20 protein-coding genes are annotated in these 23797 nt (G+C 56.8%); 10 read left to right on the top strand and 10 right to left on the bottom strand.

Going from position 1 to position 23797, the window contains the following annotated elements:
• Positions 1–241 precede the first annotated feature (241 nt).
• Positions 242–1357 (bottom strand): lipocalin-like domain-containing protein, encoded by a 1116-nt coding sequence (locus DOLE_RS06115; protein ID WP_012174618.1) that lies wholly within the window; start codon positions 1355–1357, stop codon positions 242–244.
• Between the two features lie 338 nt (positions 1358–1695).
• On the opposite strand from DOLE_RS06115, the gene DOLE_RS06110 reads away from it, so the two are divergent.
• From DOLE_RS06110 to cas8a1, 7 genes are all read left to right on the top strand, one after another.
• On the top strand, positions 1696–3567 hold the full coding sequence (locus DOLE_RS06110) for a GNAT family N-acetyltransferase (protein WP_012174617.1): 1872 nt from the start codon (positions 1696–1698) through the stop codon (positions 3565–3567).
• Position 3568: 1 nt separating this feature from the next.
• A complete protein-coding gene (gene rsmG / locus DOLE_RS06105) occupies positions 3569–4309 on the top strand; it encodes a 16S rRNA (guanine(527)-N(7))-methyltransferase RsmG (RefSeq protein ID WP_012174616.1) in 741 nt (246 codons plus the stop codon).
• Between the two features lie 114 nt (positions 4310–4423).
• Positions 4424–7213 carry an isoleucine--tRNA ligase gene (gene ileS, locus DOLE_RS06100; protein WP_012174615.1) on the top strand — a complete coding sequence of 930 codons (2790 nt, stop codon included), beginning with the start codon at positions 4424–4426 and terminating at the stop codon, positions 7211–7213.
• A 26-nt stretch (positions 7214–7239) separates the two neighbouring features.
• Positions 7240–7722 (top strand): signal peptidase II, encoded by a 483-nt coding sequence (lspA, locus tag DOLE_RS06095; protein WP_012174614.1) that lies wholly within the window; start codon positions 7240–7242, stop codon positions 7720–7722.
• A gap of 4 nt (positions 7723–7726) precedes the next feature.
• Positions 7727–8503 (top strand): prolipoprotein diacylglyceryl transferase, encoded by a 777-nt coding sequence (gene lgt / locus DOLE_RS06090; RefSeq protein WP_012174613.1) that lies wholly within the window; start codon positions 7727–7729, stop codon positions 8501–8503.
• Positions 8503–9948 carry a DNA polymerase III subunit delta gene (holA, locus tag DOLE_RS06085; protein WP_012174612.1) on the top strand — a complete coding sequence of 482 codons (1446 nt, stop codon included), beginning with the start codon at positions 8503–8505 and terminating at the stop codon, positions 9946–9948. Before lgt ends, holA begins: the two co-directional genes overlap by 1 nt.
• A 58-nt stretch (positions 9949–10006) precedes the next feature.
• The gene (cas8a1, locus tag DOLE_RS06080; RefSeq protein WP_012174611.1) at positions 10007–10462 is read left to right on the top strand and encodes a type I-B CRISPR-associated protein Cas8b1/Cst1; all 456 of its coding nucleotides are present in this window, start codon (positions 10007–10009) and stop codon (positions 10460–10462) included.
• 347 nt (positions 10463–10809) lie between these two features.
• On the opposite strand, the gene DOLE_RS06075 is transcribed toward cas8a1, so the two are convergent.
• The 3 genes from DOLE_RS06075 to DOLE_RS06065 all read right to left on the bottom strand — a co-directional run bounded on the left by DOLE_RS06075 (position 10810) and on the right by DOLE_RS06065 (position 16405).
• Positions 10810–14403, bottom strand: a complete 3594-nt coding sequence (locus tag DOLE_RS06075) for a tetratricopeptide repeat protein (RefSeq protein WP_012174610.1) — start codon at positions 14401–14403, stop codon at positions 10810–10812.
• Positions 14400–15464, bottom strand: a complete 1065-nt coding sequence (locus DOLE_RS18160) for a hypothetical protein (RefSeq protein WP_153304367.1) — start codon at positions 15462–15464, stop codon at positions 14400–14402. The genes DOLE_RS06075 and DOLE_RS18160 overlap by 4 nt, the downstream gene beginning before the upstream one ends.
• A gap of 470 nt (positions 15465–15934) precedes the next feature.
• Positions 15935–16405, bottom strand: a complete 471-nt coding sequence (locus DOLE_RS06065; protein WP_012174608.1) for an HAD family hydrolase — start codon at positions 16403–16405, stop codon at positions 15935–15937.
• Positions 16406–16688: 283 nt separating this feature from the next.
• On the opposite strand from DOLE_RS06065, the gene DOLE_RS06060 reads away from it, so the two are divergent.
• Genes DOLE_RS06060 through DOLE_RS06050 form a run of 3 tightly spaced genes read left to right on the top strand, consistent with a single transcriptional unit; the run spans position 16689 to position 18682 of the window.
• Positions 16689–17222 (top strand): hypothetical protein, encoded by a 534-nt coding sequence (locus tag DOLE_RS06060; protein WP_012174607.1) that lies wholly within the window; start codon positions 16689–16691, stop codon positions 17220–17222.
• On the top strand, positions 17219–18187 hold the full coding sequence (locus DOLE_RS06055) for an NAD(P)H-dependent flavin oxidoreductase (RefSeq protein ID WP_012174606.1): 969 nt from the start codon (positions 17219–17221) through the stop codon (positions 18185–18187). Before DOLE_RS06060 ends, DOLE_RS06055 begins: the two co-directional genes overlap by 4 nt.
• A 9-nt stretch (positions 18188–18196) precedes the next feature.
• Positions 18197–18682 carry a DUF456 domain-containing protein gene (locus tag DOLE_RS06050; protein WP_012174605.1) on the top strand — a complete coding sequence of 162 codons (486 nt, stop codon included), beginning with the start codon at positions 18197–18199 and terminating at the stop codon, positions 18680–18682.
• An 11-nt stretch (positions 18683–18693) separates the two neighbouring features.
• Here DOLE_RS06050 and DOLE_RS06045 read toward each other — a convergent pair whose 3' ends face one another.
• The 6 genes from DOLE_RS06045 to DOLE_RS06020 form a co-directional block, all read right to left on the bottom strand.
• Positions 18694–19227: an epoxyqueuosine reductase QueH gene (locus tag DOLE_RS06045; RefSeq protein WP_012174604.1), complete on the bottom strand. Its 534-nt coding sequence runs from the start codon at positions 19225–19227 to the stop codon at positions 18694–18696.
• Entirely contained in the window at positions 19224–19907 is a 684-nt protein-coding gene (locus DOLE_RS06040) for a YggS family pyridoxal phosphate-dependent enzyme (RefSeq protein WP_012174603.1), read from the bottom strand. Before DOLE_RS06040 ends, DOLE_RS06045 begins: the two co-directional genes overlap by 4 nt.
• Before the next feature lie 47 nt (positions 19908–19954).
• Entirely contained in the window at positions 19955–21274 is a 1320-nt protein-coding gene (locus DOLE_RS06035) for a B12-binding domain-containing radical SAM protein (RefSeq protein ID WP_012174602.1), read from the bottom strand.
• A 15-nt stretch (positions 21275–21289) separates the two neighbouring features.
• Positions 21290–21913: a Maf family protein gene (locus DOLE_RS06030; RefSeq protein ID WP_012174601.1), complete on the bottom strand. Its 624-nt coding sequence runs from the start codon at positions 21911–21913 to the stop codon at positions 21290–21292.
• 31 nt (positions 21914–21944) lie between these two features.
• Complete coding sequence (locus tag DOLE_RS06025; RefSeq protein ID WP_041280390.1) at positions 21945–22322, bottom strand: RidA family protein; 378 nt, start codon at positions 22320–22322, stop codon at positions 21945–21947.
• Between the two features lie 93 nt (positions 22323–22415).
• Entirely contained in the window at positions 22416–23759 is a 1344-nt protein-coding gene (locus DOLE_RS06020) for a phosphomannomutase/phosphoglucomutase (protein ID WP_012174599.1), read from the bottom strand.
• Positions 23760–23797 lie beyond the last annotated feature (38 nt).

The raw sequence follows: 23797 nt of genomic DNA, 5'->3' as shown, positions 1-23797 counted from the left end.
CGATATTTTGTTACGGGCGGCACATCAACGAGCCCCTTCGCCCATTGCGGCGCAGCCGAGCAAGAAGGATTTTTCGGAAAAAGCGAAAATGCTGTCTGAGCCACGCCGGAAGCGGGGCGAATTCATTTTCGCGCCGAAAAATTCTTCGCGCGAGGGAAGCCACACCTGTGGTGTGGCCAAGCCGCGGGGCATGTTTCTTTTGGTCCTTTTCTTTGCGCCAAAGAAAAGGACACAAGCCGTCCTACTCCTCCAGCAGGTCGGCCATGGCCTTCCAGGGGCAGTAGCCCACCAGTTCCACATAGGCCCGGCCATTGGCCGGCTCGCCATATACGCCGCAGCTTCCCTCCCAGTAGACGATGTCATGATACCGGAACTCCTGGTCGGCCACCGTTGGAATCACGATCACATCAAGGCCCCAGGGATCGGCCACGATGCGCCATGCCGACGGATAGACGGCCCCGTTGTGGGGGCTTTTCCACCTGGAAAGAACCGTGATATCAAGGTCGGACAGGGGCAGGTTTTCCGACTTTCCCTCAGGGTCGATGCGAAAGGCATGGCTTACCGGATCGATGGTGCCGTCCTTAAGACGAAGCGCGTAGAGCATGTACTCGGTGGCGTCCTCCATCTGAAGGGAAAACCAGTCCCATCCGGAAACCGCGGTGGTGCCCATGTAACCGAACTCGTGATCAAACCAGGCAGTGCCGGTAACAGGAATCTCTTTGCCTTTAAAGACCAGGGTACCCGCCAGAGCCAGCCGGGTAAAAGACATGTAGTAATTGGCCCGGTTCTCTCCCTTGGGCACAATGCCGTCCGTGCCGTGCAGCACCGGCGGCTTGACGGGAGTGGCCGAAAGGTCGATGGCGGTATCTTTTGTCCGGGCCGTCAGCGTGTGCCGTTCCATGTCGCCTCCGGCCTTCCAGTCCTTATAGGCCACCTCGTACCGATCGGTCCGGGCATAAATATTTTTGTTGGAAAACCAGGTCCGGCCGTCCTGAACAAACTCGGCGGTCTCTTCACAGGTCACGGAAAAATGGGCCATCAGGGCCGTGTCGTCGATCCATCCCACGGGAATGCCCCAGGGCTTGTCATTGTCGATGCGGCGCTTGAAAAAGGTCAGCTCAAACCCGTAACGGCCGCCTTCGGCATCTTCCAGGTGGCCGGTATAATACCACCATTCGGTTTCAGCCCCGTCATGGGCCGCCAGGTCGGCCGGCAGCGACATGGGCCTGGTGGGATAGGCGGTGTCAATGGGCACCCGGTTGCCGGCACATCCGGCCAGCGTCACCACGCACCATAAAAAAAGCAGGGCCATCCAGCGCCCTGCGCCTGTCGTCAAAACCCTTTTCTGGTAGATCATGAACCCTCCTGAATGTTTATTGAAAAATATTTTGTTACCGAAACAGGGCATGAAAGTCAAGAAGGATCAAAGGACACGAAAAACGTTTCCCATCCAGAAATGCGAATTTTTCCGAACGATCAAGGGAAACAAGGGACTGTAAGGGGGCGTACTGAACGTACGTGCTCAAGCAGCCCTGCCGCTTGACAGAGAGATTGCGGAAAAAGGCTATGTATGGATGAAAACTTGTTTGATTTCATGCTGATCTGGGGTAGGATACCCGAATATTTTCAAGATGCCGGAGAATGGGCTTTTTTTGCCAAAAGGCGCCGGCCACCCAACCGATGGAGAACAAGAAGATGGACTATGTAAACTGGCTTGATACCCACTGCGCCGCAAAAGTCGTTGATGCCGAGGCTGCCATATCCCATATCCGCAGCGGGGACCGGGTCTTTATCGGCACCGGCTGCGGCGAGCCCCAGCACCTGATCAAGACCATGGTCAAGGATGAAACCATCCAGGACATCATGGTCTACCAGATGCTGTCGTCCACCTTTGCTCAATTTGTCAACGATCCCTCTTTTCTGCGGCGCTTTTTTCTCAAGCTCTTTTTTATCAGCCGGGACATGCGGAAAGCGGCTTTTGACGGAAAAATTGATTACATTCCCGCCTACCTGTCCCAGATTCCCTCCCTGTTTGCCAACAAAAACATCGGCCTGGACGTGGCCCTGATCCAGGTGAGCCCACCGGACAACTTCGGTTTCTGCAGCCTGGGCGTATCGGTTGACATCACCCGGTCTGGAACGGAAAACGCGGACCTGGTCATCGCCCAGGTCAACCCGCACATGCCCATGACCTACGGCGACGGGTTTATTCACGTGGATGACATCGACTACCTGGTGCTTCACGAAGAGCCCCTGGTGGTGGGATTCCGGGAGTCAAAAGAGAACGAAGTGGCCCAGCGGATCGGCCACTATGTTTCCCAGCTGATTCCCGACGGCGCCACGTTACAGATCGGGTTCGGCCAGCTGCCCAACTCCATTCTCGATCACCTGGGCAACAAGAACGACCTGGGCCTGCACACCCAGCTCATCACCGACGGCATGATTCCGCTGTTTGAAAACAAGGTGATCACCAACCGGAAAAAAACCCTGCTCAAGGGCCGGGCCGTGGCCTCCCTGTGCATGGGGTCGGCCGAGCTTTACCGCTACGTGGACAAAAACCCGGCCTTCATGTTCCTGTCGTCGGATTATGTAAACGCTCCCACGGTGATCGCCCGCAACGACCGGCTGGTCTCCATCAGCTCGGCCCTGGAAGTGGACCTCACCGGCCAGGTCTGTTCCGACTCCATGGGATACCTTTTCTACAGTGGCATCGGCGACCAGGTCGATTTCCTGCGGGGCAGCGCCATGTCCAGGGGTGGATTTTCCATCATTGCCCTGCCCTCTACGGCCCAGAACGGCGCGGTCTCCCGTATCGTCTCTCACTTAAGCGAAGGCGCGGGCGTGGCCACCACCCGCGGTGATATCCATTTTGTTGTCACGGAATACGGCATTGCCGAACTTCACGGCAAAAGCATCTACCAGCGTACCATTGAGCTGGCCCAGATCGCCCACCCCAAGTTCAGGGAGGAGCTGGTCGAGGTCGCCAAGAAACATCACTATATTTTCCCGGACCAGCTCTCTCCGGCCCAGGAGGACCTGCTGTTTCTGGAAACTTACAAAAGCACCCTCACCCTGAAAGACGGACGGGTGGTGGAGTTCCGGCCCCTGCTGCCGTCGGATGAGTTCTCCTATCGCAACTTCTATTACTCGCTGAAAAAAGAGACCATCTACTACCGGTTTTTTCACAAGAAGCGCATCTTTTCCCACGAGATGCTCCAGAAGCAGTGGGCCGTGGTGGATTACCGGAAGAACATGTCTCTCATCGGGCTGGTCCGACAAAAGGGCCGCAAGGAGTTCATGGCCATCGGCTCCTATGCCCAGTCCGACGAAAAAGACACCGCCGAGGTGGCCTTCGTGGTGCGGGAGGATTTCCAGAACATGGGCATCACCTCCTACCTGCTGGAGGCCCTTGAACAGATCGCAAAGGAAAACGACTATAAGCGGTTCAGCGCCACGGTGCTAGCCGAAAACACCGCCATGCTTCACATCTTCAAGAAACACTACAAAAACGCCGTACTCTCCCGCAACGGCAACGAAGTCACGGTAATCATGGACTTCGAGGAGTAAAATGTCCGGGCCAATGACCTTTCTGCCGTCCGATGGTTCTCCTGATTCGGAACAGTGGCGCAGCCGGGTGCGGGAAGGGGCACAGGCCCTGGGGATTGCGGTAACCGACCGTCACCTGGAGTCTTTCTCTCTTCACGCCGAAGAGCTGGCCCGGTGGAACCGGACCGTCAACCTCACGGCCATCACAGATCCGGCCGAATCGGCGGAAAAACATTTTCTGGATTCCATTGTTCCGGCCACCTTTATCCCCCCGGACGGCACTTTACTGGACATCGGGACCGGGGCCGGGTTTCCCGGTATTCCCCTTAAGGTGGTGTTTCCCTCTCTGGATCTGACCCTGCTGGATTCGGCCCTCAAGCGGGTGACCTTTCTTTTGCAGGTGTTGCGGCTGCTGGGTCTTGAGCGGACAATCGTTCTGCACCGGCGAATGGAGCAGATGGAACGGCCGCCGGCGGCCCGGCCCTTTGACACCATCATCTGCCGGGCCTTTACCGCCCTGCCCGCCTTTGTGGCAGCGGCCCTGCCCCTGCTCAGCGAAAAGGGACAACTGATCGCCATGAAGGGAGGCGGCTACAAAAAAGAGCTGGATACCCTGAAACACCAGTCATTCAGCGGTCCTGCCGGTGAACCGGCGTTCGCCTCCGACCGCTTTGACATCCGTATTCACGAATACCACCTTCCCTTTTCAAAGGCCCGGCGCGCCCTGATCATTCTGAAAAAACAGCGGCCCCCCGGTGTTTAACCCCTGTTTTTCACGCGGCTGCCGGGTTTTTTCCTTTACAAACAGTGACATGAAGGGATAGTATCGCCCATATTTCATGTGCGGACATGCACATGCTACGGAGGATCACATACCATGGATTATAAAAAGACGTTAAACCTGCCGACCACTGACTTTCCCATGAAGGCGTCCCTGGTCCAGCGGGAACCCTTGCAGATAAAGGCCTGGGAAGAGGCCGATCTCTATCGCGCCATTCAGGACGAGGCCCGGGACAAAAAACCCTTTGTCCTGCATGACGGCCCGCCCTATGCCAACGGCCATATTCACATCGGCACGGCCTTAAACAAGATTCTCAAGGACTTTGTCACCCGAAGCAAGCGAATGGCCGGTTTTCGCGTGGCTTATGTGCCGGGCTGGGACTGCCACGGCCTGCCCATCGAGCACAACGTGGACAAGGAGCTGGGGCCTCGGAAAAAGGAGGTGTCCCTGCTGGAAAAACGGGGCATCTGCCGGCAGTATGCCCAAAAGTTTATCTCCATTCAGCGGGAGGAGTTCAAGCGGCTGGGCGTGATGGGCGAATGGGAGAACCCCTACCTGACCATGAACTTTGCATACGAGGCCATCATCGCCCGTGAGTGCTGCAACTGCGCCATCAACAAGAGCCTGTTCCGCCACAAGAAGCCCATCTACTGGTGCTGCAGCTGCAACACGGCCCTGGCCGAGGCGGAGATCGAATACGCCGATGAACGCTCGCCCTCCATTTTCGTCAAGTTTCCGGCCACCGAAGACCTGGCCCGCCTGATCCCGGAAACAGCGGGCAAGCCCACGGCCGTGGTCATCTGGACCACCACGCCCTGGACCCTGCCGGCCAACTTGGCCGTTGCCCTTCACCCGGAGCTGGAATACGTGGCCATCGAGACAAAGGAGCACGGCGTGCTGATCCTGGCCGCCGAGCTGGTCAAACAGTGCATGGAGATTTTCGGCATTTCCGAATACACGGCCCTGAAAACCTTTCCAGGCACCCTGCTGGACAGGACAAAGGTGCGCCACCCCTTTTACGACCGGGACTCCCTGGTGATCAACGCCAACCATGTCACCCTGGAGGCAGGCACCGGGTGCGTGCACACGGCTCCGGGCCACGGCGCCGAAGACTACGAGGCGGCCCTGGCCTACGGCCTGGAGATTTACTCCCCGGTGGATGACAACGGCCGGTTTATCGACAAGGTGGAGCAGTTCGCCGGAAAGTTCGTGTTTGATGCCGACGCGGACATCATCGCCGCCATGAAGCAAAACGGCGCCCTGATCGCGCAGAAAAAATTCACCCACTCCTATCCTCACTGCTGGCGGTGCAAAAAACCGGTGATCTTCCGGGCCACGCCCCAATGGTTTGTCTCCATGGACAACACCGGGCTGCGGGAAAAATCGTTAAAAGAGATCGACGCGGTGACCTGGATACCGGCCTGGGGCCGGGAACGGATTTACAACATGATCGCCCATCGGCCGGACTGGTGCGTCTCCCGGCAGCGCTCCTGGGGCGTTCCCATTACCGTGTTTTTCTGCAAAGACTGCGGCGCCGTGATCATGAACGAGGCCATTCGGGACAGAATATTTGCGCTGTTTACGGAACACGGGGCCGACATCTGGTTCGACACCGATATGAAGGATCTGCTGGGCGACGACGCCCGCTGCCCGGCGTGCAGCAGCAAAGAACTGGTCAAGGAGACCGACATCCTGGACGTCTGGTTCGACTCGGGCGTCAGCCACGCCGCTGTTCTGGAACAGCGTCAAGACCTGGGATGGCCCGCCGATCTCTACCTGGAGGGAAGCGACCAGCACCGGGGATGGTTTCACAGCTCCCTGCTAACGGCCGTGGGCACCCGGGGCCGGGCCCCCTATAAATCGGTGCTGACCCACGGGTTCGTGGTGGACGGCAACGGCAAGAAGATGTCCAAGTCCATGGGCAATGTAATCGCGCCGGATGCCATTATCAAAAAATACGGCGCGGAGATCCTGCGGCTGTGGGTGGCGGCATCAGACTACCGGGAAGACATTCGAATTTCCGACCCCATTGTGAACCAGCTCAGTGACGCCTACAAAAAGGTCCGCAACACCAGCCGGTTCATGCTGGCCAACCTGTACGACTTTTCGCCGGAAAAGGACGCGGTCGATTACAGCGATCTGCCCGAGCTCGACCGGTTTGCCCTTCTTTGCTTCGGCCGGCTGGCGGAAAAGCTGCGCACCGCCTACGACACCTACGAATTTCACGTGGTCTACCACCGGCTCTACAACTACTGCACCCTGGACCTGTCGGCCTTTTATCTGGACATTGTCAAGGACCGGCTCTACACCTCCCTGCCCGGCTCAAAGGAGCGGCGCAGCGCCCAGACCGTCATGTACACCCTGGTGGAGGGCATCGCCCGGCTCATGGCCCCGATCTTGCCTTTTACCGCGGAAGAGGTGTGGAAATTTCTGCCCGCGGCGGCTCGCCCGGTCAGCATTCACATGGCCTCCCTTCCCGAAGCGGACCCGCTGTGGGACGACAAGCAGCTGGCCCAGAAATGGGAACGCATTCTGCACGTGCGGGGCGAAGTGACCAAGGCCCTGGAAGAGGCCCGGGCAAAAAAACAGATCGGCCATCCCCTGGATGCAAGGGTCATCATTATCGCGGAAAAAAGCCTGGCCAAACTCCTGCGCTCCCTTGACGACGACCTGCGGGCCATCCTCATCGTTTCAGACGTGGTAGTGGATGAGGAAAGCGGCGCCGGCCCGTCGGAAAGCCCGGCGCCCAAGGGCGTGCGGGTGATGGTGGAGCAGGCCCCGGGCACCAAGTGCGAACGGTGCTGGGTCTACGACACATCGGTGGGAGACTACACGGATCACCCCACAGCCTGCAAGCGGTGCGTGTCGGTGCTGAAAAAACTGTGACAAATACGGCCGGGGAGACTGGACCTTTGACGGCAAAATACCAAATGCTGGCCATCATCACCCTTGTCACGGTGATCGCCGACCAGGCGACCAAGCAGGTGATCCTGGCGACCATGGCCCTGCATGAAACCATTGAGGTGATTCCCGGATTTTTCAGCCTGACCCATATTCACAATCCGGGCGGGGCCTTCGGGTTCATGGCCGGTCAGCCCCAGGGTGTCCGGGCCGTGCTCTTTCTGGTGGTCTCGACCCTGGCGGCGGCATTTGTGCTCTACCTTTACAAGACCACGCCCCGGACCCTTCCCTGGCTGCTGGGAGCCCTGGCCCTGATCTTTGGCGGGGCCGTGGGCAACCTGATCGACCGCATCCGGTTCGGCGTGGTGGTGGACTTTCTCGACTTTTACGTAAAGGGCCTTCACTGGCCCGCCTTTAACGTGGCGGACAGCGCCATCACCGTGGGCATGACCGTGCTGGTGTTTCACATTCTCTTTAAAAAGGTGCCGTTCTGATTCCATGCATCCCGTACTGGTTAAAATCGGTCCCCTGACCTTTCACACCTATGGCCTTTTCGTGGCCGGCGCCATCCTGGCAGCTGTGTGGATGGGGTCCCGCCTGGCAAAGGCCCGTGGGATTTCGCCGGAAAAGGTGATGGACCTCACCTTTTACGCGGTACTGGCCGGCCTGGCCGGGGCACGCCTGTTCTATGTTCTTTTAAACCCCTCCCTGTTTCGCGGCGACTGGCTGGGCATCCTGCGCGTATGGGAAGGGGGGCTGGTGTTTTACGGCGGGTTTATCGGTGCCCTGACCGCCGTCCTTGTATATATCCGCCGGCACCGGCTGGCAGGCGGAACGATTTTTGACATCCTTGCCGTGGCCGCGCCCCTGGGCCATGCCATCGGCCGCATCGGCTGCTTTTTCGCCGGGTGCTGCCACGGCAAGGTCTGTGACCTGCCATGGGCCGTCACCTTTACCGATCCCATGACCCTGGCCCATCCGGTGGGGGTTCCCCTGCATCCCACCCAGCTTTACGAGGCATTCGCCAACCTGCTGATTTTTGCGCTGCTGTCTGCCCTGTACCACAGGAAAAAATTTGCCAATCGCCTTTTTCTGGTTTACGTGATGGTCTACGGCATCGCCCGGGCCATCATTGAAATATTCCGCGGCGACCCCAGGGGCTTTCTGTTTGACGGCATGCTCTCCACCTCCCAGGCCCTGGGCCTGACCGCCGCAACCGTGGCCGCCCTTCTTCTGGTGGTCCTGCATATCCGCAACAAGCGGGCTGACCGGTAATGGCCGAAATCACCACAAACAATCTGGAAGCCCATCTCAAGCAGACTGCCCCCCCTGCCCCGGTCTTTCTGATTTTCGGAGAGGAGTATCTCTACAAATCCGCCTTTGACCTAGTGGTGTCGAAAATCGTGCCCCAGAACCAGAAGGCCTTCAACGTAGAAGAACTGGAGGGCACGGACGACAACGTGACAGACGCCATTGAGCAGGTCAACACCTTCTCCCTGGACGGCAGTGCCAAGGTGGTGGGCCTGGTCGACGCAAAGATTTTCTACGCAAAAGAGAACCGGGCCGACCTGGTGGAAAAAATCCGGGAAGCCGTGGCCGCCGACCGGAAGACCAAGGCCGTGGCCGGTTTTGTCAAACTGATCGGCCTGCTGGACATTGCGCTTACCGGTGACAAAGACCTGGACAAAAAGGCCCTGGCCCGGGCCCTGGATGACGACACCGTGGTCAAGGCCGAATGGCCTGACACCCTGATTGATGCCTGCGCCGGACGGGACCTTTCGGCCAGTACCGGCATTGACGCGGCAGAGGCCTTGGTGGCTGCCATTGAAAAGGGGTTTGCCCCGAACAACCATCTGGTGATCACCACCGACATGGTGGACAAGCGGCGCAAGCTCTACAAGGCCATCAAAGAGCACGGCGTGGTGGTGGACTGCTCCGTGGCCAAAGGCGCGTCAGCGGCGGACAAAAAGGCCCAGGCCGCCACCCTTCAGGAGGTGATGCGCGACACGCTCAAAAACCAGAACAAAACCATGGACGGGGCCGCTTTCACCCTGCTGTGCGAAACCACGGGGTTTGACCTGCGCACCTTTGCCGGGGGCCTTGAAAAACTGTGCACCTACGTGGGAGACCGGAAGGCCATTACCGCAAAGGATGTAAAGGCCGTGATGGTCCGGACCCGGGTAGATCCGGTCTTTGAACTGACCAACGCTGTTGGAGAGAAAAACACAGACCAGGCACTTTTCTATTTAAACAGCCTGCTGAACGGCCCGGAACCCCTCTATCCCCTCCAGATCCTGGCCGCCATTGCCAACCAGACGCGAAAACTGGCCGTGATCCGGGACTTTATGGAAAGCCGCCACGGAAAGGCATGGAAAAACGGCATGACCTTTCAGTCCTTCAAGGAAAGGGTGCTGCCCGCCATCGAGGCCTACGACGCGGATCTTCAGGCGCAGAGCAGCCGGCGGGACGCCGTGCTGGCCGAGACAGCCGACAAGAAAACCGTGAAAAGCGCTAAAACAGCCACCGACCTGACCATCGGGGCCGATGCCAGAAACCTTTATCCCGTCTACAAAACCTTTGAAAAGGCGGCCCGCTTTCCCATGGCCGAACTGATTGCCGCCTTTGCCCTTCTGGCCGACACCGACCGGCGCTTAAAAAGCGCCACCGATCCCCAGCTGGCCCTGGAGCACCTGGTCATAACCCTCTGCCGGAACCGATAACACGGGGGATCCTCCTGCCAGGCTGCAAAGATACAAAACATTAATCTAAGGTAAAAAGATGAAAAACAGTTATAAGCATTTAAAAGAAACCGTGGAGCCGGGGGTGTTTACGCAATGGCAAGAGGTTGATGTGGAGATATACGCCTTTACTGATTTGGGAATGAAAGTAGCAATAAATAATGAGTATACAGGATTGGTTTATGGGAATCAGGTTTATGGCGATTACCATGAGGGCCAAAAACTCAAGGCATATATAAAATTTGTCAGAGAAGATGGAAAGATAGATGTTTCCCTGCAGCCGAAACAGATCCGGCATGTTGCTTCCATTACCGACAAAATTATGGAACACCTTAAAGCCGCTGGTGGGAAATCCGGGTTTAACGATAAAAGTTCCGCTGAAGCGATAAAAAAGGAGTTTCAGGTAAGCAAGAAGGTGTTTAAGCAGGCAATCGGCAGGCTGTATAAACAGCATAAAATAAAAATTACCGATAACGGGATCGAACTTGTTAAATAAATTGGTTCGTCTCCCAGTTTATCCAAATCGAAATCGGGATCGGGATCGGGATCGGGATCGGGATCCGGCCGTGGCAAAAAGCGGGAGCGCCCCACCGTGCGTCATTAAAGGAGCGCCAGCGACGAAGCAATCTTGAACATACTTGCGTCATTGCGAGCGCAGCGAAGCAATCTTTTCCACTAAAATCTTTTTTTCTCCCCCTGCTTTTCCGTGTACTTTTTTTGGCGCCAAGAAAAGTACCAAAAGAAGCGCGCCCCGCAGCTTGGCCTTCGGCTTCCCTCGCGCAAACGCTTTTTCTCTATTTGGTATCGTCCCCGAAATTCAGGATACTCGCATTCGACAAATCATCAAAAATTAACCGCTAATTGGAGTTCCATTTCGGCGTCAAAAATTTTTTCCAATTCACTTTCATTCGGCTGATGTCCGTGGCTGCTGACGTTTAGACCAAAACCTTGCCGCACCAGTTCGAACACCTTGCATTCATTGAAATTCATGCGCGATCTGCGTGCCTCCAACGAATGCAATAACTCGCTTGCCTTGGCGGTTTCTCCTTGCGCCACTTCTGTGTGAAGTCGGAACAAATCAAGGGGAATGACATTTCCGGGTAATCTGGCTAATATCTCTCTGGCGGAGTCATACTGACGCGCTCGAATTTCCAGCAGCGCCAAACCGCGCTGAAAATATTCTTTCTGAACTGGGGTGATAGCCAAATGCTGCCCTTCAATGAGAGATATGCGCGCATCTTCTATCCTACCCAAATCCAGCAAAATCATCGCACGCAAATGTAAATCGTGGCAATCTGGAGACTGGCATGACGACAACAGACTCAAAGCCTCGGGGTGACGTTTCAACTTTCTCAATACATTAGCCAGTCCGTTTACAACAAAATGACTATTAGGCCAGCGGGCGGTGTTCTGGCGATATTGTTGCTCCGCAGCCTCCAGTTCCCCGCGTGCTTTCAGCACATCCGCCAGGCCATTGGCCGATACTTCGTCGTTAGGCCAGCGGGCGGTGTTCTGGCGATATTGTTGCTCCGCAGCCTCCAGTTCCCCGCGTGCTTTCAGCACATCCGCCAGGCCATTGGCTGATACTTCGTCGTTAGGCCAGCGGGCGGTGTTCTGGCGATATTGTTGCTCCGCAGCCTCCAGTTCCCCGCGTGCTTTCAGCACATCCGCCAGGCCACAGGCCGATACTTCGTTGTTAGGCCAGCGGGCGGTGTTCTGGCGATATTGTTGCTCCGCAGCCTCCAGTTCCCCGCGTGCTTTCAGCACATCCGCCAGGCCATTGGCCGATACTTCGTCGTTAGGCCAGCGGGCGGTGTTCTGGCGATATTGTTGCTCCGCAGCCTCCAGTTCCCCGCGTGCTTTCAGCACATCCGCCAGGCCATTGGCCGATACTTCGTCGTTAGGCCAGCGGGCGGTGTTCTGGCGATATTGTTGCTCCGCAGCCTCCAGTTCCCCGCGTGCTTTCAGCACATCCGCCAGGCCATTGGCCGATACTTCGTCGTTAGGCCAGCGGGCGGTGTTCTGGCGATATTGTTGCTCCGCAGCCTCCAGTTCCCCGCGTGCTTTCAGCACATCCGCCAGGCCATTGGCCGATACTTCGTCGTTAGGCCAGCGGGCGGTGTTCTGGCGATATTGTTGCTCCGCAGCCTCCAGTTCCCCGCGTGCTTTCAGCACATCCGCCAGGCCACAGGCCGATACTTCGTTGTTCGGCCAGCGGGCGGTGTTCTGGCGATATTGTTGCTCCGCAGCCTCCAGTTCCCCGCGTGCTTTCAGCACATCCGCCAGGCCACAGGCCGATACTTCGTCGTTCGGCCAGCGGGCGGTGTTCTGGCGATATTGTTGCTCCGCAGCCTCCAGTTCCCCGCGTGCTTTCAGCACATCCGCCAGGCCACAGGCCGATACTTCGTCGTTAGGCCAGCGGGCGGTGTTCTGGCGATATTGTTGCTCCGCAGCCTCCAGTTCCCCGCGTGCTTTCAGCACATCCGCCAGGCCACAGGCCGATACTTCGTTGTTCGGCCAGCGGGCGGTGTTCTGGCGATATTGTTGCTCCGCAGCCTCCAGTTCCCCGCGTGCTTTCAGCACATCCGCCAGGCCACAGGCCGATACTTCGTCGTTCGGCCAGCGGGCGGTGTTCTGGCGATATTGTTGCTCCGCAGCCTCCAGTTCCCCGCGTGCTTTCAGCACATCCGCCAGGCCACAGGCCGATACTTCGTCGTTAGGCCAGCGGGCGGTGTTCTGGCGATATTGTTGCTCCGCAGCCTCCAGTTCCCCGCGTGCTTTCAGCACATCCGCCAGGCCACAGGCCGATACTTCGTCGTTAGGCCAGCGGGCGGTGTTCTGGCGATATTGTTGCTCCGCAGCCTCCAGTTCCCCGCGTACTTTCAGCACATCCGCCAGGCCACAGGCCGATACTTCGTCGTTAGGCCAGCGGGCGGTGTTCTGGCGATATTGTTGCTCCGCAGCCTCCAGTTCCCCGCGTGCTTTCAGCACATCCGCCAGGCCATTGGCCGATACTTCGTCGTTAGGATTTTCCTCACACGCCTCCCGAAGCAAGTTTTCCGCCCATTCCAGCAAGCCGTAACGCTGGGCTATAGTCGCTGCTTTAGAGAGCGTCTTGGCGGTATGTTGATAGCTATCCGCCACAACAGCTTTACGCTGCTGTTCTATCAACTCCTCAACAAAACGACGGGCAATTGATTCATGCCCTTCCGCCAGATGGCGCTCAATCTCAGTCAAAGTCCGGTTGACCGCTTCCATTCTGGAAAGCCGGTCCATCGATACTCTTCGCTTTGACTGCTGGCTATTGATATCCAGCCTTTGCTCGGGTTCATCAGGCGTGTTGATTTTAGGGCTTTCCTTCTTCGGCCAAAAATGGTCCGCCAGCCGCATCAGCAAATTACGCACCTCTTGGAGCGGCAGATCACTAACGACAAAAGGCTTAAAAAGGAGCTGATTGATAAAACTTTGCCCCTCCTCCGCAGCATTGCGCCTGATAATGTCACGAAAATTTGCCTGTTCTTCATCGCCAAACGCATCCCAGACCTTCACCATGTCTTCCGGTAACGAAGGAAGTTCATCAAGCGGCTGGGGGTCCAACCCCGGCCAGGTTTCAGCGGCGATGTCGCGCAACAATTCCGGCCAGTCGGCCCAGTAGCTTTCCAGATAACTGACCCAGGTCGGTGAATCCAGCGGGAAGCTGTTATCCAGATGCCACAGTGCCAGTGTAAGAAGGTCAATACTTTCAGGATGAGGCTCCACAGTATCATGAATTGCGCGCAAACCCCTGTCGATGGTTCGCAAGGTATCATCACGATCTTTGTCAAAATTAAGTGAGCCGAGTAGCCCACGCCATGCCTCCAGCAACTCGGTTCGCCTGCCTGGATTCCACGGGCGTTTTTTATCTTCGAGCAAATCCTGAAAATAGTCTCGCAGGCTGAGGTCTGTCTGCTGCTCCGCCAGTGCACGCCGAAGTTGAAAACCTGCCCTGTTGCCCGTGGTGGTAATGATCACGCCACGTGTAAAACCAATATCGAAAAAACGCCTCAAACCACCAAATAGTGCTTCGTCACGCGGTAGCCTGGAAGATAGAAGGAATAAATTATAAACATAAGTTTCGTCTTCCAGATACGGGCTTGAAACCATCTGCGCATTGCGCCCGCCTATGGCTGCACCCCCCATTGCGGCAAGGCTGCGTTCCAATGACTCCGCTCGCTGATGGAGCAATTTTGCAAGCAGACGGGTAATCCGGCGCGCAAGATTACCATAGTCTCCAGATTCCAAAGCATTGAAAATTTGTTCCGCAGGTTCGTCATCCCGTGCCAAGGCAGGTAACCCTGTACCCGCCAGAAGTGATTGCAAGGCTTCCGCATTACCGCTTTTGGCAATTGTTACCAGACGATTATAGAGAAAAGCATTTGCAGTTTCGGTAATGTTCATACAATTTCCCGATGTCGTTGCAGCCAGGCCTTGGCAAGCCGGTGATGCAGCGCCAAATATTCGCCATGCGCGCGTCGCCTCTTCTTAAACCAGAGTAAGGCATCATCGACGTCATGGAGTTCGACCGGATCGCGTTCTATTTTCCCAAAACAGCCGATACAGGCTTCTTCGCTGACCTCGCCTTTGAGTGGCGGGTGGATCAGCTCCCGCACAGCAGGTTGTCCTTCCTCAAGCGGCATGGTAATACCGTAAGCTGCTTTGGGAGGGGAAGGAAAATGAAAACCATTAAGGCCAGCCTCGGCCACTGTCGGCCGGTATAACCTTCCTGCGATTTCAGGTGAATAGCGCCATGCTATCAACCATGTATCACGCTCAAGGTGGCCAAGTCCTGTTTTCTGTACGGCATCCGTCCAGTCGGTTAAATCCGCCAACTCGCCAATTTCGTGAGCAAATGCCGCCCACCAAAGCGGTTCGGAATTCCCCAGTGTATCGGAAATCAACCGCGCAAATTTTTTTACTGCTTCTTCACCATTCGATTGTACAGCAACAGCCAGCTTATCAATCTCAGCATCGTTCATGCCAAAGGACGAGCGCAGCCCTGTCAATCGCCGAAGCGCAATCTGAAAATCTGCAAGATTCTCGTTTCCACCACGATAAATAAATTTCAGCAAACGGTTCACCGATGCCAAATGCAGTAAATAATGGTTTCGGGAAGGTCTTTTATCTGCGGGGACCACATTGCAGGAATTCACCGCTTCGGCATATGCCGCACAGAGAGGATCCACAGGGGGGCGGCATTGAAAATGAGCAAAATAATCCCAAATAGCCGCCTCAAAAGATGGGGTTCCATCCCCATTTGGAAAACAGCCTGACTTTTCGATATGTTTCTCCCGGGCTGTATCCACTCGCGAGTCCATACGCCAGTTTTTCGCCAAAGGGGCATGGCCTGGAGCCGGACTTTTTTCCAGTTCGCCTAACGAGGATAGCCAAGGATGGGCCGTCCGACCACGGTCGAACAGAAAGGGCAAATTAACCAATGTATTTGAAGATGAAGTCATCATTTCTTCATGTGCTACTTTTTCGATGGTAGGAAATAACTATTTAAAATTTTTGATTAACATTCACTTATGTATTCTGTCAAGTATATTTAAAAGTCGCGCTTCTGGCAAGTGGGGGCAAAAATCATCGGGGTTTGTTCTTTGAGAATTACGGGAACATCATGCTTTTCTTAACAGCAAACCTTTTCTCACACCGATTCGCACCCAAAGGAACTTGCCAGGCCGGGCATCAATGGTAAGGTCCGCCCATTGCAGCGCAGCCGAGCGCGAGTGCTTTTTTCGGAAAAAGCGGGCAGGCTGTCTGAGCGAAGCGAGTTCCTGCCCGCGCCAAAAAAGCGTTTGCGCGAGGGAAACCGAAGGCCAAGCTGCACGGGCATGTTCTTTTGGTACTTTTCTTGGCGCCAAGAAAAGTACACGGAAAAGCATGGTAGAAGAATAAATTTTTAAGAGCGTAAAATTTTACGCCCCCCCCCTCACCTTCTCAACCCGGCAATCAACCTCTTGGGATTGGTGAGCAGGTTCAAGGCGTCGATGATGGTGCGGCACACCATGTGGGCGGCGGTCAGGGTTTCAGCGCAGGCGCCTTCTTCCTGAAGCAGAGCAATACCCAGGGCCGCGTGCTCCAGCATGAGCTTGTCGTTACGGCCGTTGCCAATGGCCACCACGGTGTCGGCCCCGAGCTGCTGGATGTGGTTCAGCTTTCCCTTGTCCTGCTTTTCCTCGGGCAGTATGCACAGGGAAAGCGGCAACCCTTCCAACTGGGCCTTGGCTAGGCCAAAGGTGTCGGCGGTCAGTACATGAATCGACAGCTCCTTTGAAAGCCGGTGCAAGAGGTCGGCCACACCATCAATCAGCTTTCCGTCGCAGGCCAGAGTGCCGTTGTAGTCCATGACAAGATGAGACAGGTGAAGGGTTTTGTATCCGGGAATGGTGATTTGGATCATTGGTATGTCTCCCTGGCGGCCGCGTCGGCCCGAAGGTATTATAAACGCCGGCCCTTTTCTCTTGCTTTAAGCCTGTCCCGGCCAAATCGAAATCGCTATCGCTATCGGGATCGGGATCGATGCGCCTTTGTTTTTCGATACCGATTTCGATAGCGATCCCGATAGCGATCACAGAGCAGAGTTTGGCAGAACGTTCTTCCCCACAATGGTATTTACAAATATGGATCAGTATGAAATAGACTGACAGGAAGTGTCAAGAAAATAGCCGGATAAGGAGTTTGTAATGACCGATGAAAAAGCAGCCGCCACCATCGATCAGGCCGTTGAGGTGCTGACCGGGGTGGCCATGAACCGGGAAGAGATCAAGCGTGAGCTGGCAAAACTGCCCGATGACGACCCGCGCATCAACAAAACCGCTGTGGAGTACGAAATTCAGCTCCTGCGAATCGTTTTTACCGGGTGGGCCGTCTCTTATTTCATGGCCGACCATCCCGCGAAAAACGAACTGGCCCAGGCCTTCTGGTTTTCCATGCACGAGTTTTCCGGAAAAATATCGGCCCTGGCCTCGGCCGGTGCCGCTGGTACGGCCATTGACTATTTTGAGGCAATCCGGGAACGGACCCGGTGTTATATTGACGCCATGAACGCCAACATGACCGAGGCCGACCCCACCGACGTGGTGGGCGCCACCTTTTCACAGTTGTGCGGCGATACCGACCCGCAGACCCTGGCGCAGGCGGGAAAACATATGTTTGTCAACACCCTGACCACGGTGAAAATATACCTGGATACCGTGGAAATAGAGGAGGCAGGATGATTCAGACCGCTGTTACAAAAATGCTGGGCATTGCCCACCCGATTCTCGGGGGCACCATGATGTCAATCACCGACGCCCGGTTTACCGCCGCCATTTCCAATGCCGGGGGACTGGGCATTCTGGCCTCGGCCATCTACAAGACGCGGGAAGATTTTGCCGCGGCCGTGGACGAGGTGCAGCAGCTCACGGACAAGCCCTTTGCCGTGAACATCAACCTGTTTCCGGCCATGACCGCCATTGACAACAACATCTACCTCGACGTGATGATTGAAAAGGGCGTCAGGGTCGTGGAGACCTCGGGTCACTCGGCCCCCGAGGATCTGTGCGGCCGGTTCAAGAGCGCGGGCATGACCTGGATACACAAGTGCGTGGGCATCCGGTACGCGCAGAAGGCGGAAACGCTGGGGGCCGACATTATCACCGTGGTGGGGTATGAAAACGGCGGCGCCACCGGCAAGCTGGACATCGGCACACTGGTGCTGGTGCCGTCGGTGGTGGACGCGGTCAAGGTGCCGGTGATCGGCGGGGGCGGCGTGTCCGACGGCCGGGGCCTGCTGGCTGTTCTGGCCCTGGGGGCCGGGGCCGTGATCATGGGCAGCCGCCTGCTGGTGACCCGGGAATGCCCCATTCACGAAAACCTGAAAAAGGCGTTAATGAACGCCACCGAGCTGGAGACCCGGCTGATCATGCGCTCCATCGGCGCCACCCACCGGGTGTGGGACAATGCCGCAGCCCAAAAATGCGCCAAAATAGAGGCTGAAGGCGGTGATTTCAACGAGGTGATCAGTGTGGTGGCCGGCGACAAGGCCCGGCACATGTATGCCACCGGAGACCTGGATGCCGGGGTGATCTCCTGCGGCCAGGGCATCGGCCTGGTGCATGATATTCCCACGGTGGCAGACCTTTTTAACCGGATTGTGGCCCAGGCAGAGGCGGCCGGAAAACGCATCGGACTTACGGGATAAGGTTTTATCATGGCATCCGTTACTTTGATCATTCTCGGTATTCTGCTGGCACTGGCCGGTATTGCCGGCTGCCTGCTGCCGGTGGTGCCCGGCCCGGTGTTAAGCTATCTGGCCCTGATCCTTCTCAGCATGGCAAAAGAGTGGCAGCCCTTTGGCCTTACCTTTCTGGTGGTCATGGGGGTGCTGGCGGTCCTGCTCTCCGTGGTGCTGGATTACGTGGCCTCCATTGCCGGGGCCCGGCGGTACGGGGCCACAAAGGCGGGGATATGGGGGTCTGCCGGCGGCATGCTGATCGGCCTTTTTATTTTTCCGCCCTTTGGTATTTTCCTGGGAGCCGTGGCAGGCGCGGTGATCGGCGAGATGGTGGCCGGCAAAACGACAAGCCTTGCCCTGCGTGCCGGGTGGGGCGTGGTGGTGGGCAACATCGTGGGCATGGCCCTCAAGCTGGCCTACTGCATCACGGTGCTTTTTTTCTATCTTAAAGAGATGTTCTGAGCCCTTCTTTCTTACGACTTGTCGTAGTACCGCTCCTTTTCGCTGTAGATGCAGCCGCAGTACTGCTGGCGGTACATGCCCAGCTCCTTTGACACGGCAATGCCCTCTTTCCACCCGTCACGAAAATCCTGGTAATAAAACGGCACGCCCGCGGCTTTGCCCTCGGATTCGCCGATCTCCCGAATGGCCTCGTGGTTCTGAAACTTGCTGTAAAGAAGCGTTGAGGTGAACGCGTCGAATTTTCCCTTTTTGGCCATGCGGGCCGTGGTCCTGAGCCGTTCGTGGTAGCAGCCCAGGCACCGCCGGGACTCCCGGTAAACCGCGCTGCGAAAAAACTGCTCGATGTCGTAGCCCTGCTGATAGATCACGGGCAGGTCAATGGACGGGGTATAGTCTTTCAGGGCATTCTCCCGTTTCAGACACTCGGTAAAGGGGTGAATGTTATACCGGTAGAAAAACCCCATTACCTCCATGCCCGCTTCCCGCAGCACCCGTACCGGATAGATGGAACAGGGCGCGCAGCAGATGTGAATCAGGACCTTCATTGCCGGGCTCCGAATATGGCCGTGCCGATGCGGACCATGGTGGCCCCTTCCGCGATAGCCGCATCAAAATCGCCGCTCATGCCCATGGAGAGTTCTTCCATGACAACATTGGGAATTTGCTGTTTTTCAATCGCGTCCCGCAGCATGCGCAGCTTTTTAAAATGGGGCCGCACCGCCTCGGGATCGGCGTAAAACGGGGGGATGGCCATCAGACCCTGAACGGTAACGTGCGCGAACCGGCTGATCTCGGTCACCAGGCCGGCCATGTCTTCGGGGGCCACCCCCGATTTGGACCTTTCCTGCCCGGTGTTGACCTGGATGAGAATTTTCTGGACTTTCCCCAGTTTGGCCGCGTGCTTGTCGATCTCCGCGGCCAGCTTGACCGAATCCACGGTATGAATCCAGTCAAACAGGGACACCGCGATTTTTGCCTTGTTGGATTGAAGGTGGCCGATAAAATGCCAGCAGACCGAATGGCCGGCCAGGGATTCGATTTTCTCTTTGGCTTCCTGAATGTAGTTTTCACCCAGGTCGGTGGCGCCGGCGGCAATGGCCTCCGCGATACGGGAAACCGGCTGGGTCTTGCTTACCGCCACCAGCCGGACGGTTGCCGGATCCCGGCCGCACGCCTCGGTTGCGGCTTGAATCCGTTCTCTTATCTGTTCCAGCTTGTCCTTCACGTCACATCCCTATTCCATACATCGCCGCCTCAACCCGGAAATCGCATTCAGGAATGTTGAAAAATTTTATGGATATCCGGGTTCGGCATCTGCATGGCTTTTTTCCGATAACCCAGGTTCAGGGCCACCCGGGACTTGATATTGCGCGGGCTTCGCAGGCACCGTTTTAAGGTGTTGGCGATGGAATAGCTTTTGCGAAAGGCCCACCAGTAACCGTTCTGAAGCTCCTCCGCGCTCATGGCGGACGGGGAAAACACCACATCGCTGGTGTGGTACCGGCCCCAGTCCCGGCTGGTGATACGGCCGTCCGCGGCCATCTTATCAAAAAGCCGCGTGCCGGGAAAAGGGGTCAGAATATGAAACTGGGCCGCGTCAATCTTGCTTTTGCGAACAAACTCCACGGTGCGCTGAAACACGCCCGGATCATCATCATCCAGGCCGAAGATAAAGCTGCCCAGAATGTTGATGCCCTTTTTATGAATCTTGGCGATCGCCTTCACATAGGTCTCCGGTGAATTCCAGGACTTGTTCATGCGGGCAAGATTTTTTTCAGACAGCGATTCAAACCCGATAAACGCATACTGCCCCCCGCTTTTCGCGTACAGGGAGAGCAGCTCCTCGTCCTTGGCGATGGTGATGGCGGTCTGCCCCCCCCAGGTACGCTTTAAGGGTGTCAGCGCGCGAAAAAGTTTTTTGGCATAATCGACCTTGCCGGTGATGTTGTCGTCCACGAAAAAGAAATTTTTCGTGTCAAACCCTTTGATCTCTTCGATCACCTGGTCAACGGGCCGGGTCCGGTAGGTCCGCCCGAAAAAGGCGGAGACCGCGCAGTACTCACAGTTGTAGGGGCACCCCCGGGTCGCCTGAATGGTGTAAAACCCGGTGGAATACATGTCTCGGCTCAGCAGGTGGCGGCAGGGAACGGCCATGTGGTTCATGTCAACTACCCGTTCGGCCTTGTAAACCGGTTGCAGGTGCCCTGCTTCGACATCGGCCAGCACTCGCTTCCACACCGGCTCGGCCTCGCCCACCACCACGCTGTCGGCATGTTCAAGGGCCTCGTCCGGCAGGGCCGACACGTGAAACCCGCCCATGACCACGGGGGTGCCCTTTTGCCGAAAGCCGTCGGCGATTTTATAGGCGCTGGGAATCTCGGCGGTAAAGGCGGTGATCCCCACCAGGTCCACCGGTGCGTCATAATTCACCGGCGTCACCCGTGAGTCGAGAATCTCCACCTGCCAGTGGTCCGGGGTCAGGGCCGCCACAGTGGACAGGCTCAACCGGACCATTCCCGCCTTGCCGGATTTGGAAACATGGCCCCAGAACCCCTGCTCATGGCGGGGCAGAACCAGCAACAGCTTTTTCATTTTAGAACACCTTTGTCATGTAGATTGGAGCTTCCCGGTACGGGGAAGACCGACGACCTTATGGGCCAGCAGATGGGTCATCACTTCACAGACAGGCAACCCCACAACATTTGTGTAGGAGCCGTTGACGGATTGGATGAAAAAGGTTCCAAGTCCCTGAATGGCGTACGCACCGGCCTTATCATAAGGTTCACGGGTGGAAACATACCACTCTATCTCGTCATTGAAAAGTGGTTTAAAGGTCACCTGGCTTTCCACCACCTCGGTATAAACATGGTCCCTGTTCCGGCACACCACGGCAAACCCGGTATAGACCCGGTGCGTGGCGCCGGAAAGCCGGCCCAGCATGCGCCGGGCATCGGCCACGGAGTCCGGCTTTCCCAGAAGGTCGCCGTCCATCACCACGATGGTGTCGGCCCCCACCACCCAGCTGTCCGGCCGCGCGACAGCCACGTCATTGGCCTTGGCCAGGGCCAGGGTGGTGGTGTATTTTTCCGGGTTCCCGGTCCAGGGTTCAGCCGCTTCGTCCACGCTGCTTTCCTGAACGGTAAAAGAGAGTCCTGCCTGTTCCAGAAGGTATTTACGCCGCGGCGAGGCGGATGCCAGCACCAGCAAGCCGTTTTGAATCAGTGTTGTCATGTACTTTTTCTGCCCCTATAAGCCGCCATGATTATGAAAAGACGGCCATACACTCAATCTCCACACGGGCCCCCAGGGGCAGGCCCGCCACCTGGACCGTGGAACGGGCCGGCTTGTGGCCCCCGAAAAAACCGGCATAAATGTCATTGACCAGGGCAAAATCAGCCATGTCCACAAGAAAGATCGTTGTTTTAACCACCTGATCCGGTCCCAGGCCGGCGGCCTTCAGCACGGCGCCCATGTTTTCCAGGGCCTGCCGGGCCTGGCTTGCCGTATCGGTTCCCGCCAGCATTTTCGCGCCGGGCACCAGCCCGATCGAACCGGAACAGAAAAGCAGGTTTCCGCTTTTGACCGCCTGCGAATAAGGGCCCACTGCCGCCGGCGCCGCGTCTGTTGATATATAATCCATAAGGGCTGTAGCCATCCTGTGATAATCAAAGTCGAGATCGATGCGATTCCGATACCGATACCGATCCCGATTTGGATAAAAGCAAAGAGTCGCCTATTTAAAGAGATCCACCGCGTCTTCCACCAGTTTTTGAATCTCGGCCAACCGGTCTTCGGACATGGCTTCAAATCGCATCACCAGGGCCGGCTGGGTGTTGGAGGCCCGCACCAGCCCCCAACCGTCGTCAAAGAGCACCCGCACACCGTCGATGTCCACCACCTTGTGGGTCTTTCGAAAATGCTCGGTGACCCTTTTTACCAGGTCAAACTTCTTGTCGTCCGGGCACTCCACGCGGATTTCCGGGGTGGTAAATGTTTTGGGAATGTCGGACAGCAGGGAGGAGATCGGGTTGCCCGCGTCGGCGATCAGCTCCAGCAGACGACAGGAGGAATAGATGGCGTCGTCATAGCCCAGGTACCGGTCGGCAAAAAAGATATGGCCGCTCATCTCCCCGGCCAGGGCCGCTTTTTCTTCCTTCATCTTGGCCTTGATCAGGGAGTGGCCGGTTTTCCACATGATGGCCCGGCCCCCGTGCTTCTCAATGTCGTCGTACATCACCTTGGAACACTTGACCTCGGACACAAAGACCGCGCCGGGTTTGCGGGAGAGGATCTCCCGGGCAAACAGAATGATCAGCTTGTCGCCGTATACAATGTTACCGTTTTCATCCACCACGCCGATTCTGTCCCCGTCGCCGTCATACCCGATGCCCACGTCCAGTTTTTTCTCGCGCACCATGGTGATGAGATCAGCCATGTTCTTGAGCACCGTGGGGTCGGCCTCGTGGTTGGGAAAGGTGCCGTCCATATCGCAGTAAATGTCATGGACCTCGCAGCCCAGGGCCTTGAGAACCGGCACCGCCACCACGCCGGCCGTGCCGTTGCCGGCGTCCACCCCCACCTTGAGCTTCCGCGAAATAGAGATGTTGGACTCCACGTATTGACGGTAGGGCGCCACCGGATCGGCGGACTCCAGGGAACCGGACCCGGAGACAAAATCCCCTGAGTCAATGATCTTCTTGAGTTTTAAAATGTCCTTGCCGTGAATGGAATCCAGATCGATGCAGAGCTTGAACCCGTTGTACTCGGGCGGGTTGTGGCTGGCCGTTATCATGACCCCGCCCCCGGTTTTAAAATGGTGAATGGCAAAATAGAACACCGGTGTGGGACAAATGCCCAGATCCAGCACATCGCACCCGGTGGACCGAAGTCCCTCAATGATTTTCTCCGCGTAGGAGGGTGAGGTCAGGCGGCAGTCCCGGCCCACGGCGGCAAAAGACTTGCCGTGGTTCCGCAGGTAGGTGCCGGCGGCCTTGCCGATCAGCAGCACGTCGGCTTCAGTAAGATCAGTGCCGGCTACGCCGCGAATGTCATATTCCCTGAAAATTTTTGCGTCCATCAGGTCCCTCCTTGTGTCCTTTTAAAAAATATTCCCTC

This window comes from Desulfosudis oleivorans Hxd3 (assembly GCF_000018405.1).
Classification (GTDB): Bacteria; Desulfobacterota; Desulfobacteria; order Desulfobacterales; family Desulfosudaceae; genus Desulfosudis; species Desulfosudis oleivorans.
Note: the sequence above shows the minus strand (reverse complement) of the source record. Positions and strands in the feature narration are given on the sequence as shown.

Coding starts and splice junctions, on each gene's coding strand:
- DOLE_RS06030 (WP_012174601.1), bottom strand. CDS start 21,913: ATGACAACACTGATTCAAAACGGCTTGCTGGTGCTGGCATCCGCCTCG.
- DOLE_RS06065 (WP_012174608.1), bottom strand. CDS start 16,405: ATGATCCAAATCACCATTCCCGGATACAAAACCCTTCACCTGTCTCAT.
- DOLE_RS06110 (WP_012174617.1), top strand. CDS start 1,696: ATGGACTATGTAAACTGGCTTGATACCCACTGCGCCGCAAAAGTCGTT.
- DOLE_RS06115 (WP_012174618.1), bottom strand. CDS start 1,357: ATGATCTACCAGAAAAGGGTTTTGACGACAGGCGCAGGGCGCTGGATG.
- holA (WP_012174612.1), top strand. CDS start 8,503: ATGGCCGAAATCACCACAAACAATCTGGAAGCCCATCTCAAGCAGACT.
- DOLE_RS06055 (WP_012174606.1), top strand. CDS start 17,219: ATGATTCAGACCGCTGTTACAAAAATGCTGGGCATTGCCCACCCGATT.
- DOLE_RS06035 (WP_012174602.1), bottom strand. CDS start 21,274: ATGAAAAAGCTGTTGCTGGTTCTGCCCCGCCATGAGCAGGGGTTCTGG.
- ileS (WP_012174615.1), top strand. CDS start 4,424: ATGGATTATAAAAAGACGTTAAACCTGCCGACCACTGACTTTCCCATG.
- cas8a1 (WP_012174611.1), top strand. CDS start 10,007: ATGAAAAACAGTTATAAGCATTTAAAAGAAACCGTGGAGCCGGGGGTG.
- DOLE_RS06045 (WP_012174604.1), bottom strand. CDS start 19,227: ATGAAGGTCCTGATTCACATCTGCTGCGCGCCCTGTTCCATCTATCCG.
- DOLE_RS06050 (WP_012174605.1), top strand. CDS start 18,197: ATGGCATCCGTTACTTTGATCATTCTCGGTATTCTGCTGGCACTGGCC.
- DOLE_RS06060 (WP_012174607.1), top strand. CDS start 16,689: ATGACCGATGAAAAAGCAGCCGCCACCATCGATCAGGCCGTTGAGGTG.
- lgt (WP_012174613.1), top strand. CDS start 7,727: ATGCATCCCGTACTGGTTAAAATCGGTCCCCTGACCTTTCACACCTAT.
- DOLE_RS06075 (WP_012174610.1), bottom strand. CDS start 14,403: ATGAACATTACCGAAACTGCAAATGCTTTTCTCTATAATCGTCTGGTA.
- rsmG (WP_012174616.1), top strand. CDS start 3,569: ATGTCCGGGCCAATGACCTTTCTGCCGTCCGATGGTTCTCCTGATTCG.
- DOLE_RS06020 (WP_012174599.1), bottom strand. CDS start 23,759: ATGGACGCAAAAATTTTCAGGGAATATGACATTCGCGGCGTAGCCGGC.
- DOLE_RS06025 (WP_041280390.1), bottom strand. CDS start 22,322: ATGGATTATATATCAACAGACGCGGCGCCGGCGGCAGTGGGCCCTTAT.
- DOLE_RS18160 (WP_153304367.1), bottom strand. CDS start 15,464: ATGATGACTTCATCTTCAAATACATTGGTTAATTTGCCCTTTCTGTTC.